The sequence below is a fragment of the uncultured Arcobacter sp. genome (assembly GCF_937982575.1).
Classification (GTDB): Bacteria; Campylobacterota; Campylobacteria; order Campylobacterales; family Arcobacteraceae; genus Arcobacter.
In genome coordinates, this window is sequence record NZ_CALJLR010000007.1 from 112,897 (window position 1) to 125,613 (window position 12,717).

Consider the following 12,717-nt stretch of genomic DNA (forward strand, 5'->3'; position numbering starts at 1 on the left):
TATGAACAAATATATACAAAAGATATTTGAATATGCTAAAATACATAATGATGGTCTTGTCACATCAGCGGTAGATGTTTATAATGAGTATCAAGAAGATTTTGAAGACTTTGAAGATTTTATATCATTTCTCAAAAATGATAAATCATTCAAAGAACATCTAATTGCAAATGGTTATTGTCAAGACACAAGTATGTATGATATGAATGAAATGATTTAAGTTTATTTGGGAGAGTTTATTTTGATATCGGGGTTTGAAGCTTACCAGTATTTTCATACGATGAAACATGTTCATTTTGCTGATAATGATTTTGATGTGACTCGTTGTAAAACGTTACCTAACAGGAGGGGGCTTGTTAATAAATGGAATCGTGAAGAAATTGATTTAAACGGTCACATATTTCAGAAAATAAACATGGATAATACAAACAGAAACAATATGATACTTTTATTTGCTTCATACTGGATTCAAACCCCTGATTTTTTTGTCAGAGATATTATACAGGATAAATACAAAACCTTTAAAGATAATGTATCATGTATTAAACGTGCTGAAAAAGTTTTTGAAGCGGATGTATATAAAGTGTTAGAATATTGTGAAAAGAAGAAAATTACTATCAAAAAATATTTCTATTCACCAGACACATTATATCACATTAGACGGACTGAGTTTATCAGTAAAAACAGTATAATTTTATTGAATCAATGTCTTGACTTTTTTAACAAGTTGAACTATGATTCTTTAAATTTTATTGAACAAAGCAAATATGATTATTATAAAGTGTTCTTTAAAAAGTATTGGATGATATTAAAAAGGTATATTGGGGGTATTGATTGGAAACTTAAACTTAAAGACATATTGAACAAAGAAAAACAGAGAAATAACAAAAATTTTATGACAAAAGGAGAAATTTAATTTATGAGTTGGAAAGATTATAAGAAAAAAATGGAAAAAGTTAATGAAACAGTTGAGAAAGCAGACAAACCAAAATCAACAAGGGATGAAAGATTCATCAATCTTGTAAAAGTAGATGGTAAATATAAGTCTATTACATTTAAACTTCTGGGTGGTAAAGATGGTAAACCATTTATCATGAAGTATAGCCACTATGTAAAATATAAAGGTAGTACAGTTTTTACTAATTGTCCGACAACTGTAAAAGATGGTGAATGGTGTTCATTCTGTCAAGCTGGTAAGTATGGATGGGATAATGATAACGATACATTCAAAAAATTCACTAGAAACGCTGAATGGATTACAAACGTTTATGTTATTGATGATAAAGGAAATCCAGAAAATAATGGCAAGGTAAAGCTTTTTAAATTTAAAAAAGGTATTTATAAGACTATTGATAAAGCTATGAATCCACATAAATATGATTCTGATAAGAAATCAATTGAAGTGTTTGATTGGTATGATGATGGTTCATATAACTTTAACTGGAATGCTACTGAAGTTAAATCTGATAGAACAGGTGATTTAGTACCAAACTATAGTGAATCAGAATTCCTTATCGTTGATGGTAAAGATGTTCTTGCTGAATCAGATGATGAATGTGAAGCTATCCACAATCAAATGTATGACCTGAATGAGTTCCTTGATGAGAGTAAATATCCATCACTTGAAGATGTGGATAAAATCTATAAGAAACTTGTTGGTAAAAATGATGTTCTTGAAAGAGATGAAATCATTGATGATGTCGATGAGGAAGAACCAAAACCAAAAAAGAAAAAAACGACTCCAAAGAAATCTGAAGAAGAGCTTGAAAAAGAACTTCTTGGTGAAGAACCAAATACAGAAGATGATGACCTTCTGGAAGACCTTGATGAGCTTGATAGTCTATTTGATGACGATGATGAAGAAGAGGATGATGTACCTCTTTAAACGATTAAAGCCCTCTTTTTAGAGGGCTTTTTCTTTTTCTAAACGCTCGTTCTCTGCATCTTCAATTTCTTGTAACAAATCACTCAAAGATTTGGATGTCTCTTTTACAGTTTCAACATCTTCATCTGATTTATCATCCTTTAAAGATTGAATCTTATTCATCTTTTCATGGAGATTTAACAGCTGTGAGTTTGCATTAACCATTTGATTCAAAATAGTTGCAACACCTTCTACTATACGTGGATGTAAATCCATTTTAGCATTCTTAACAGATTCATCAAGGACATCAGCACCCCTTTCAATAGCTAAGTGTAGTTTCTCTCTAATGAATCTATAATCATCTTCAAAATCTTCTGACTGTGATTTATGTTCAACATTTACTTCATCTAAATCAATTTGTTTAGGTGGTTCAATATTGAGTTCATCACCTATACTTGGTTTTTTCATTAAGCACCACCTTCTATAATTGTTGTATCAATACTATCAGTTATAGCATTATATTCTGTTTGTATTGTTTCATACTCTGTAAGTGTTTCTTTATTAATCAAATGTGTGTTAATAGTTTCAATAACTTTTGAATCTCTGATAGGGTGATACAACCAACCTTTCATTGTAAAAGTCATATCAGTTGTAACTATTCTATCTTCTTCTTGACCAAACTCATTTTCAACACCTATGGAAATATCACCAAGAGTCACATTTAAATCTCTTGTGATACCAAATTCAGGAATTTCATTAACTGATATTCCATAATCAGGTGTAAAAAAAGGACAAATTTGCTCTGTTATTTGTAACATATCATCATAGTTCTTTGCGAGAATAGCAACTTCAAAAGTGAAGTTATATGGAACTGGATTATATGTTATCTGTATATCTTCACCTGTAACACTAGATGTTAAATCAATAGTATTATATTTTGATATCTGTCTTGTCACATCTCTTGATACTGGTCTAAGTATAAATCCTATACGTGGTAAAACAGTTGAAACCTTATTACTATCTCTACCAAGCTGATAAAACAGTTTAGACTTTCCAACATATGATATAGGAACATCTATAGTTTTAACAACATTACCAGCATTATCAAATCTCTGAACTTGAATACCTTTAAAAAGATTTGCAAATGCAACTATGTATTTCTTACTTGTATTAAAATAAAATGTACTTCCTAACATTTATCACCCAAATTGAAACACGCCTATTCGTGTTAATGTATAGTCATCAGTTCTAACAGACATATCTTGGTTAGAGATTCTATTAGTCTGATTGTTTATATTTGTTATATTCTGAGTTGGCTCTTGTTGTGTAGTCTCTTGACCAGCTAATTCAGTTCTAACCGCTTGTTGAGTTAATCTTTGATTAGCTGTAGCATCGTCTACAATAGCGTTAGAATCCATGTTATCACTCATTGCAGTATAACCTATCTTTTCAGCAATCTTTTTGCCTATAAACGGTATTTTAGAGATTGCAGAACCAAACCATTGTACAACTAGATTCTTTATATTATCAGCAATACTAATTAAATCTTGCCATATACCACTTAAAGCACCACCAAACGATTTATCACCTTTGAACCAATCTCTAATATTTGTGAAAACAGATATAGCAGACCTAAAAGGTGCTGTTATAAGTCCAAATACCATATTAGCCAAATTAAACAGGGTATTTATAGCACCAGTGAATAAACCTAAAGCTGAATCCAACATAGCTTTACCAGCACCACCTTCAATGTTAACACCAAATAACCCTAAGAACCAATCAACAACCCATCCAATAAGTTTTAACGGTAATTCAATAAAACCTTTTACAACTTGTGTTAAACCACCTTTAATCTTATCTACAACTGTTCCTTCTGTATTCATGAAACCTCTAACAAAATCTACAACAGACATTATAATCTGAAGTGGTATTGTTAAAAATTTGAAACCAAATTTAAAAGCAGACAAAAATTTACCTAACGAGCTTGATGTATTTGCAAGAGTCGAAAATACTTCTGTTACCATTGTAATAGGTTTTAGAATCATCTTAGATAGTCCTGTAAACATTTCAATAGGTTTTATAATTGCTGAAACACCTTTAAAAAGCACTTGGAAAGGTAAAAGTATTTTACCAACTACAGCACCAAACCCAAGCCCTAACACACCAGCAAGTGTGAATAAGTGATTAAATATACTATCATTTTCTTTGGTAACACTATCAGTAAGTTTACCAATAGATTCAACATTTGCTCTAAGTAGGTCTAATTGCTCTTCTCTGTCTCTAATTTCTTTTTCTTTATTGTCCTCATCCCAAAATGCTGTAGCATTATTATCATCTCTAATCATCTTAAGTTCTTGTGAAATTGTATTCTGTGATTCGATTAAATCTTTTTTCAAATCATCTAACATTTCACCAGATTCAATATTTCTAAAAATACTTCTAATCTCTTCATCTGACTTATCCATACTCTTAAGTAAATCTACCATACCAGCATTCTGGGATATTGCAGTATCTTCCGCTGTTTGAATAGTTGACATAAAATCAGATATAATGTCCTCTGAATTCACACCATTTTGAATAAGAACTTTTCTTATTTCATCAGAATCAGTTGATGAAAGTTTAGCAGTTTGTTCCATGATAGTTTTCATTTGGTCTTTTGATAAAGAATCCTTACCTTTAAGACCTTTTAACATTGCTAAATTTTTATCGTCAGCCGATTTATTTTCTTCTTTAAACTTTTTGAAATCTTTTAACAGACCGTCAACAGCATCACCTATTAAAAGAAATATAGGCGCATCCGCTAAAAGTCCACCTATACCAATAATTGATTTAGGTGATAAAACTGTTTCAGGTGATAATATTTTTCCTTTAAGAAAATCCATTGCTGAAGCAGTCTTCTTAACATATTGAACATTTTCCAAGCTTATATTATTGGAAATCTTTGCTTTCACTCTATCTTCTTCATCAGCTGATACTTGCGATTCAATATTATCAGCAATACCCATCATAGTTGACATAAGAGATGATTCCATATTTTTAGAATCTTTAGAAAATGTTTTAAGCAGTTTCATTTCGTCTATAAGAAGATTGACATACTCATTTGTTTCCTGAACTGTTTTAGTCGTTTCAGTTTGACTATCATTCAGTTCAATCAAATTTTCAGCCAAAAAATCTAAATCGCTTTTAGAAACACCCGTGTTGTTCTTTGTATTTCTAACACCTTTATTTTCTGCCATTTTTACGTTTCCTTTCGTTTTCTTCTTCTATCAATTGAGCTTCTAATATATTTCTATATATTAATAATTCGTATGGGTACATCATGTATACATCTAACATGCTATATTTACCTATCCTATGCATGTTAGAGATAGTTTCGTATAAGCTCTTTAAATCTCTGTACGCATACGTTAAGCGAAAAAATTTAGAACATTCTCCTGTTCTATATTAATATCTTTTCCACAATCTTCATTAGTACACTTTGTATTGATAACAAATGAAGCTGTTGCCATATCTTTAATATTAGCAAAAATCTTTACTATATCACTATAAGAAAGATTGTTTATAATCTTTGTTCTAAGCTCTTCTATATCTTCAACAGGATACATCTTTCCATCATGCCAGATTTTATCAATACTGTACATGAGAGTATCTTTCATCTTATCAATGTTATTATCAGATTTCTCAATTGATGTAATATATTGAATATTTGGTACTACTATTGAGAATGAAAACCCATTACCCATTTCAACATCTTTCTTGGATATACCAATATTTTCAATGATGAATAGGTTGTCGAGTTTATTTTCATAACTAATAGATGTTTCACAATGAGGGCATGGAAAAGAAAGACTAATCTTTTCAGATATTGATTTACTTCTAATCAACATTATAAGCTTAGTAAAATCTATCCAATTTAGTGTTTTTGAATCAAATGAACTAGGGTCAATAACACACTTATCAGTGATATTAAACATACATTCAAGCAAATCCAAAACATTCTCAGATTCTTTAGCAAGCAGTAATGCTTTCTCTTCTTCTATATTGTAAGGTCTATATATAATCTTTTTCTTTGAAATAGGTAATTCAACTGTATAATTTGTTGAATTAAAAACTGGTAAACTCATTTTATCCTCTCCTTTTAAACGTATTCTACATCATCAAAATTCATACTCATGCTTAATTCTAATATTGAATTGTTACTTGAATATGCCAAATCCAATCCATTAATATTTGTTGGGTACATGTTTATAAGTTTAGCACTCTTTTTAAAACGCTTTGACTCATCAACAAGTGTTATTATACCTGTTCCAACGTAATTTCTTTTATAACTGACAAGATGGTGGTTTCCTATAATCAATGATTGCCATGCAATGAAGAAATCTAAAACATCACTATCATTATCAACATAAAAAGTCATAGAAACAGGGTCATAATCTTTCTCAGTAGCAAATTTGTGGTCTAAGTTATTATAGTAAAATTTACCTTCTGAGAAAGTGGCGAATGGGAATGTTGTTGCATTCCCATTCAATGATATTTTTCTATTGTACAGTCCACTAATTGCTGTAGGGGGTACAATGTCAATCGTAAATAAATTTGGTCTAAGGTATCCTGTGATATTGGATACCATCTCATCAATACTATTCATTTATTAGCTAACAGGTGTCCAGTATGTGTAAGCCCATGTAACTTCATATTCAGATATAGTATCTTTTGATTCCCATGACAGGTCAATTGTAGGAACTGTTTGTGGGAAAAGATTATAAATCTTATATTTCCTGAGTTCAGTTACACCATCACCTGAAAGTTGTGTGACTGTTGCTGTTCTAAAATAGTCTGCAACATTATTTGAACCACCAACTTCATTAAAGTTCTTGATTTTTTGCGCCCATTCTTCAAGTTGAATTCTACCCGCATAATCTTCATCAAGCATGAGAGTTGTGTTCCACTCTGCAAATGTTAAATCACCAGCAATCTTAATAGTTTTGTCCATGAATGGAACTTCTATAACACCAACATCAACTGAAGGGATAGAAGTAGCCTTTACAAGAAATTTAATCTTTTCAGGCATATCATCAATATACACACTATATAAGTTAGCCCTAGCACCGTGAGCAAAGTTAGCTGAAAATTGTCCAACGTCCATTTATATTTCTCCTTTAATAATATTCTTTTTATTATTTATCTTTTTTTACATTTATGGGTTGACAATAGATTGAATGTTATATATTGTATCCATGTAAGGTCAATTAAACAAAAGAGGTTATATTATGAAATTTAAAGAATCTTATATGAAAAGACTGGAAAATGATGATAATATTATTAAAGTTAACGCTAACACCATGACAATGGTTGGTCTTTTTGTCAGAACAGAAGGTAAATGGAAACATAGTCCAGATATGAGAGAATCCACTCATACTAATGGAAGAAGTTCTAAAAATGGAATAATTCAAACCGCTTGGTATGTTGATAAAGGTATCTGGAACTATTATGTGAATATAGAACTTCTTGAAAGTGCTGGTATTCCAAAAGAAGAATGGATGTAATTATGAATATAAAAGAACAAATCAAAGAAGTCCTTAAAATTTGTAACTGGACTGAAGACCGTTTCGGTAATTTCAAAAAAGAAAAAGATGGTTATATGTATCGTTACAAATTCAACAAAATATCATATCGTAAAGAAAGATATAACAAAGACCTTAAAAGATGGTTCAATCTTAATCGTGAACCATCATACTATAAGAATAAAGTATGTTACACATTTGTTGATATGGATGGAAAAACATATGGCAAAATCGTTTCACACACAGCAACCGAAAAACTTGAAAAGGTTCTTCAGAATGAAGTAATTAATGGAAACCTTAAAATGTGGAAAAGAGGTATAATATAATGTGGCAATCATTTTTTGGTATTACAAAAGGGAATTATATGCAGTATACGCTTATGCATGAAGGGAAGGTTGTATATTATGACGAAGTGAAAATGGTTAAAGAGTTTGTAGAACCAGAAAAAGCTTTAAAATATTTGACCGATAAAGCATATGAAAAAGTTGTGTTTGATTAGGGGGTGTTATGAACTGTAAAAAATGTGGTAAAAAGTTTCATTATTGTTCATCATGTGATTCAATAGACCATATGGACAAAGGATATTGTTCGTCAGAATGTTATGGTAGTAGTGATGAATATACAAATATTGATACTATTACAAATGAACTTCTTGAATCTATGAGTGATGAAACATTTAAAAAATTTAAATATTTTATGGATGAAATATATTGGAAATATGAGACTATATGTGATACCGCTATAGATATGTTTGAAAAAAGAAAGCCCTCTAAAAAGAGGGTTTTAATTGTTTAAATTGTTATATTCAAATACCATATTACCACAATCCCATATACGGTCATATCCATTTAATTTCATATTTTCCCATTCAGTTAAATTTTCATCATAATTTGATAGTTTGTCTTTAAGTTTATGTTTCATATAGTTTGCTCTATGTTCAACAGTTTTATAATCCTTTGTATACCAATAGTTAGGTTTTGAATCGTGAGTATATTTAAACCCTAGCTGATGATACAGAGAACCATTACTATATCTTTTATCGGCATAGGTTTTAATAGCTTCACCATTCCAATAGTTATTTATAAAGTATTTAAACAGCTTACTTGCACCACCTATAATTTGTGTATTAAGTTTACAAGCATATCTAATTAATTCAAAAGTTGATTGCCCTGATATATTTCTTTTACCAAAGGTCATAACTGAAATAAGCTCATCGTTATAATATAAACCAAACCTATGTTTAGATATATCTTTACCTTGTAAATGGTTTTCATCAAGAAATTTATCCTTTGTTTGATTGTCAATCTCTCTAACTTCACATTTTCTGGCATATAAACGATTATCATACACACCCAATTTAGATTTAATAATTGATTTGACTATATCATTTTTATATATCCATTCATTAGAAAATATTTGTAATAATTGTATATCGTTTTCATTTGCCATATTATACTTATCTAAATGATATTTATTATTCTTACCATTAGATTCTGTGTGCCAATATAAACCATGATATTCGATACCAATCTTTTTATCAGGGATGTATATATCTATTTCTCTGTTACCAGCGTTACCAATTTTAGAATCGTCTTTCAATGGTTTAGTATTTAATAAAATATCACCCTTAATAAAAAGAGTCAAGAAATCTCTAATTTCCTTTTCTATGTTAGACCGTCCTGATTTTTTACAATATGGACATCCATAATTATAATATCCTTGCTCACGCTTTATAGTTTTACCACATGTATGATGATAGACTGACATAATTCCAGTTTCAACAAATTCATTCTTTTTTGTTAAACATATATAATCATCAGAAAATTTATTTATAATTTGTTGAAAGTTTTGTTCTCTTTTAGTTTTAGATGTAGAATTGCCAATTTTCATACCAGTTTTTTTGTTAATACATGTTTTACAATAACTACCATACCCATTGTTAAAAGTTTTAAATTTCACATCAATAGTATTACCACATTTAACACATGTAGGATTTTTATATAAACCATTAACAATATGATATAATCTTTCGGTAAATTTACAGTTTTCTTGTAAGTAATTGGTTCTATTTATTATATTATTGTATAGATTTATATCATGCGTTTTAAAAGATTGAGAAGGTGAATATAAAGAATATTTATCACTTTTCATTAACAAGATAACTAATTTCCTAATTTCATATTCTGTCAATTCTTCTTTAATTAAATCAGAATATGCTCTTATCTGATTAGCCTTTTTTGATGCGCAAGATTTTGAACAGAATCCAGAATACCCCCGTTTAAAAGATATAAAATTCTGATTATGAATTCCACAAACTGAACATTTGGGGGGTTCTATATCATTATAGAGTATATAAATCAATTCTGAATAATTTTTATAACTATATTTTCTATATAAATATTCAAACGTCTTTATATATGATGGATTTTCATATTTATATAATACTAGATTGAAATTGGCTATCTTAGATATATCTAAATTATTTCTAATAAAAGCTTTCAACAATTCAACATCTATATGTTCTATAGTTTTATCATATAATATTTTGTTTATTTTATTTTTAATAATTATATTAGGATGTGTTTTTACAGCCATTAAATTCTCCCTTTAAAAGTTTTTTATGTGGTAGTTATGAAGGGAGTTCATAACAGGAGTAGCTAACTCTTTTCCCACATAAAAACTATAATATCATAATAAATTTATATTGTCAACTTTTAACCGTTTATAAGCTTTCTAAGCTCGTTAAAATCAGCACCAGTTTTGGTTGCTATGTATGTAAAGTTCAAAAATTCTGCCGACTTTGTAGGCTGAAGATATACGTCACATACAAGCTCATTTCTGTCAATCACTTCACCAGTGTTATTATTAGCTGAACATTCAACAGCAAAGTCATAAAGACCTTCCCTACCTTGAATATCTCTAAGTGCTGGTTCAATAATTCCAACAATTTGGTTTCTTGTGAAATCTGTGTTCTTTTTAAAGACAAAATATTTCATAACTTTACCAATTGATTTCTCAATATAGATAAACAGTCTTCTCACTTCCACTCTATCAAAAGCACTTGGTTTAACCTGAAGCGTTTTCTGACCGTATACCATAGGTGTTTCGGATGGAAATTGTACAACAGGGTTAATTTGTGCAACATACATAAGGTTTCTAAGTCCAAGAGATGATTTAAAAGCAAGTTTTTTTGCATTTTTAATTCTACCAGTTTCATCACCAGCAGGAGCAAACCAGCTATCATTTGTAGTATCAGTAACAGCAAACACACCAGCAATATCACCAGCAAGTGACACCCACTTATATTTACCTGAATATCTATCAAATTGATACTTATAGTTTCCATAGAAACCAGCATAACTTGAAGACCTACTGAGAGTATCTTTTCTATATGTTATCATATTTGAAACAGCTGTACTAGCATCAATCTGATTAACAACATCAGTTTTCTCAGGTGTAAGAATTACAAAACAATCCTTTCTAACTTCTGCAATAGAATCAATAAGGTATTGTTGAACTGTTACACTATTGTTCACACCGTCAATAAGAAGGTCAACTTCCACATCTTCTGGATTTGCAAAAAGGTCATAACCATTGATAACTTCAGCATCAGTGATATCACCAGCAACACCATTAACAAATTGTTCAGCTTCAAAAGATTTTACATCATTTGTATTGCCTGTGTTATCGAACATAAGGATATACTGTGAAGAAGTATTAATATAATCTTCAAAATATACTACATTACCTTCAAAATTTTTTGTGCCTGAAACAGTAGACACTATAAAAGTTTCAACTATTTCATATTCTGTGTTAGATGAATCATTAATGTCAGCTGGGAAAAGTACCGCAACTGCAAATTCTGTTGATTCTGGTTCTCTATCAAAGTATGAAGAGAATTTAATCTCAGAACCGTCATCCTCAGTCATAATATTTGCTGTACTAAAATCAGTTGAATTAGCTATTGCAACTTTGATTGCATTACCATAAGTATCTGATGGATATTTAGCAAATATTGAAAGTCTTTCCTTTGGGTCAAATGAAAGTGTCACATCATCAATTGCATCAGCATTAGGAATGTATTCTGTTACATTATGGTTAACATATACATCACCAACAACACTTACTGTAGCAGTAGCACCAGATGTATCACCTGTAATACCATCAGCAACAACAACAGTTCCAGATGTGACTTGAATAGTCATAATATCAGTACCATTATCTTGTACTATTATACCAGTAGCACCACCTGAAAATGTGAGTGATTCATCATCAGCAAATGTTCCTGTAAGACTTGCATAAGTTATAGTAACATAATCACCATCTTCAAATACTTTAAAACCACCATTGACAGCTGTACCAGTGTCAACAACTCTCACAGCATAAAGCATGTTGTTATAATCAAGGTTATTTCTAACTTGATACCAGTGGTTATAATTGTCATCAGTAGGATAACCAATTTTACCAACAACATCAGTAGGCTGTGTTAAAATTATTCTTTCATAGCAAGCACCCCAATCATACTTACCAACAACACCAGTTATGGAAGTCGATACAGCTGGGACTCTACCTGAAAGGTCTTTTTCCCTAAAAAAATAATTAGGGGATAAAAATTGTGCCATTTATATTTCTCCTTTAATTTATAATCTTTTTATTATTTATCTTTTTTTACATTTATGGGTTGACACATAATATTATTTATAATAATGTGTCTATATAAGGTTAAATTAAACATGAGAGGTAATATTATGAAAATTAAATCAATACCAACTGGATTAACAGGAAATTGGAAATATCAAGTCAAAGGATTTGATAACATTGAAATCAAAATAGTTAAATCATGTAATGTTTATTTCTGGTCTATTTTTAACAATGAATATATGGCTGGTTGTTCTGCTCAATATCGTGGAAAAGAATCTCAAAAAGGTATTGCAATGGATAAAGTTAAAGCTTATCTTACAACATGTCTCAATGTTCCAGTTATTGATTAAAAATTGTTGGCAAATGTAAATCAGTGTGATATAATATAAATAAACATAAACTAAACAAGAGAGGTAATATTATGAAATATTTTAAATTAACATCAAACACTAAAAAAATGTTTGGAAAAACATTGTATCAGATTGAAGCAGTTATAGACTTTAATGGTATTAAAAAAGGTCAGCTTGGGGGGTTTATAGACTCCGAAGATAATCTTGCGCAAGATGGGTCATGGGTAGACAACTCAAGTGTGGTCAACAACTCACGTGTAGACAACTCAAGTGTGGTCAACAACTCACGTGTAGACAACTC

General features: G+C 30.0%; 17 protein-coding genes. 9 read left to right on the top strand and 8 right to left on the bottom strand.

Annotated features, from left to right (window positions below):
- Position 1: 1 nt before the first annotated feature.
- Genes Q0617_RS07790 through Q0617_RS07800 form a run of 3 tightly spaced genes read left to right on the top strand, consistent with a single transcriptional unit; the run spans position 2 to position 1,885 of the window.
- Positions 2–220, top strand: coding sequence for a hypothetical protein (locus Q0617_RS07790; protein ID WP_298752168.1), 219 nt, complete (start codon positions 2–4; stop codon positions 218–220).
- A 6-nt stretch (positions 221–226) separates the two neighbouring features.
- On the top strand, positions 227–916 hold the full coding sequence (locus Q0617_RS07795) for a hypothetical protein (protein WP_298752170.1): 690 nt from the start codon (positions 227–229) through the stop codon (positions 914–916).
- Between the two features lie 3 nt (positions 917–919).
- On the top strand, positions 920–1,885 hold the full coding sequence (locus Q0617_RS07800) for a hypothetical protein (protein WP_298752173.1): 966 nt from the start codon (positions 920–922) through the stop codon (positions 1,883–1,885).
- An 18-nt stretch (positions 1,886–1,903) separates the two neighbouring features.
- On the opposite strand, the gene Q0617_RS07805 is transcribed toward Q0617_RS07800, so the two are convergent.
- The 6 genes from Q0617_RS07805 to Q0617_RS07830 form a co-directional block, all read right to left on the bottom strand.
- Positions 1,904–2,332 carry a hypothetical protein gene (locus Q0617_RS07805; RefSeq protein WP_298752175.1) on the bottom strand — a complete coding sequence of 143 codons (429 nt, stop codon included), beginning with the start codon at positions 2,330–2,332 and terminating at the stop codon, positions 1,904–1,906.
- On the bottom strand, positions 2,332–3,060 hold the full coding sequence (locus Q0617_RS07810) for a tail sheath stabilizer and completion protein (RefSeq protein ID WP_298752178.1): 729 nt from the start codon (positions 3,058–3,060) through the stop codon (positions 2,332–2,334). The genes Q0617_RS07805 and Q0617_RS07810 overlap by 1 nt, the downstream gene beginning before the upstream one ends.
- A 3-nt stretch (positions 3,061–3,063) precedes the next feature.
- Positions 3,064–5,100, bottom strand: coding sequence for a hypothetical protein (locus tag Q0617_RS07815; RefSeq protein ID WP_298752180.1), 2,037 nt, complete (start codon positions 5,098–5,100; stop codon positions 3,064–3,066).
- Positions 5,101–5,271: 171 nt separating this feature from the next.
- Positions 5,272–5,988, bottom strand: a complete 717-nt coding sequence (locus Q0617_RS07820; protein WP_298752182.1) for a hypothetical protein — start codon at positions 5,986–5,988, stop codon at positions 5,272–5,274.
- A gap of 14 nt (positions 5,989–6,002) precedes the next feature.
- Positions 6,003–6,509 (bottom strand): hypothetical protein, encoded by a 507-nt coding sequence (locus tag Q0617_RS07825; RefSeq protein WP_298752183.1) that lies wholly within the window; start codon positions 6,507–6,509, stop codon positions 6,003–6,005.
- A gap of 3 nt (positions 6,510–6,512) precedes the next feature.
- The gene (locus tag Q0617_RS07830; protein ID WP_298752185.1) at positions 6,513–7,007 is read right to left on the bottom strand and encodes a hypothetical protein; all 495 of its coding nucleotides are present in this window, start codon (positions 7,005–7,007) and stop codon (positions 6,513–6,515) included.
- Between the two features lie 145 nt (positions 7,008–7,152).
- Here Q0617_RS07830 and Q0617_RS07835 point away from each other — a divergent pair, with 145 nt between their 5' ends.
- The 4 genes from Q0617_RS07835 to Q0617_RS07850 are packed head-to-tail and all read left to right on the top strand — an operon-like array spanning position 7,153 to position 8,220.
- On the top strand, positions 7,153–7,407 hold the full coding sequence (locus Q0617_RS07835; protein WP_298752187.1) for a hypothetical protein: 255 nt from the start codon (positions 7,153–7,155) through the stop codon (positions 7,405–7,407).
- Between the two features lie 2 nt (positions 7,408–7,409).
- Complete coding sequence (locus tag Q0617_RS07840; RefSeq protein ID WP_298752189.1) at positions 7,410–7,751, top strand: hypothetical protein; 342 nt, start codon at positions 7,410–7,412, stop codon at positions 7,749–7,751.
- Positions 7,752–7,789: 38 nt separating this feature from the next.
- Positions 7,790–7,924 carry a hypothetical protein gene (locus tag Q0617_RS07845; protein WP_298752190.1) on the top strand — a complete coding sequence of 45 codons (135 nt, stop codon included), beginning with the start codon at positions 7,790–7,792 and terminating at the stop codon, positions 7,922–7,924.
- Between the two features lie 8 nt (positions 7,925–7,932).
- Positions 7,933–8,220 carry a hypothetical protein gene (locus tag Q0617_RS07850; protein ID WP_298752192.1) on the top strand — a complete coding sequence of 96 codons (288 nt, stop codon included), beginning with the start codon at positions 7,933–7,935 and terminating at the stop codon, positions 8,218–8,220.
- Here the strand turns inward: Q0617_RS07850 and Q0617_RS07855 are convergent.
- Positions 8,209–10,020 (bottom strand): hypothetical protein, encoded by a 1,812-nt coding sequence (locus Q0617_RS07855; RefSeq protein ID WP_298752194.1) that lies wholly within the window; start codon positions 10,018–10,020, stop codon positions 8,209–8,211. The genes Q0617_RS07850 and Q0617_RS07855 overlap by 12 nt on opposite strands.
- A gap of 119 nt (positions 10,021–10,139) precedes the next feature.
- Positions 10,140–12,047, bottom strand: coding sequence for a phage tail sheath C-terminal domain-containing protein (locus tag Q0617_RS07860; protein ID WP_298752196.1), 1,908 nt, complete (start codon positions 12,045–12,047; stop codon positions 10,140–10,142).
- Positions 12,048–12,173: 126 nt separating this feature from the next.
- Here Q0617_RS07860 and Q0617_RS07865 point away from each other — a divergent pair, with 126 nt between their 5' ends.
- Both Q0617_RS07865 and Q0617_RS07870 read left to right on the top strand, forming a co-directional pair.
- A complete protein-coding gene (locus Q0617_RS07865; RefSeq protein ID WP_298752198.1) occupies positions 12,174–12,416 on the top strand; it encodes a hypothetical protein in 243 nt (80 codons plus the stop codon).
- Positions 12,417–12,487: 71 nt separating this feature from the next.
- Positions 12,488–12,717, top strand: a 230-nt coding sequence (locus Q0617_RS07870) for a hypothetical protein (RefSeq protein ID WP_298752200.1), incomplete at its 3' end; no start/stop codon positions are given.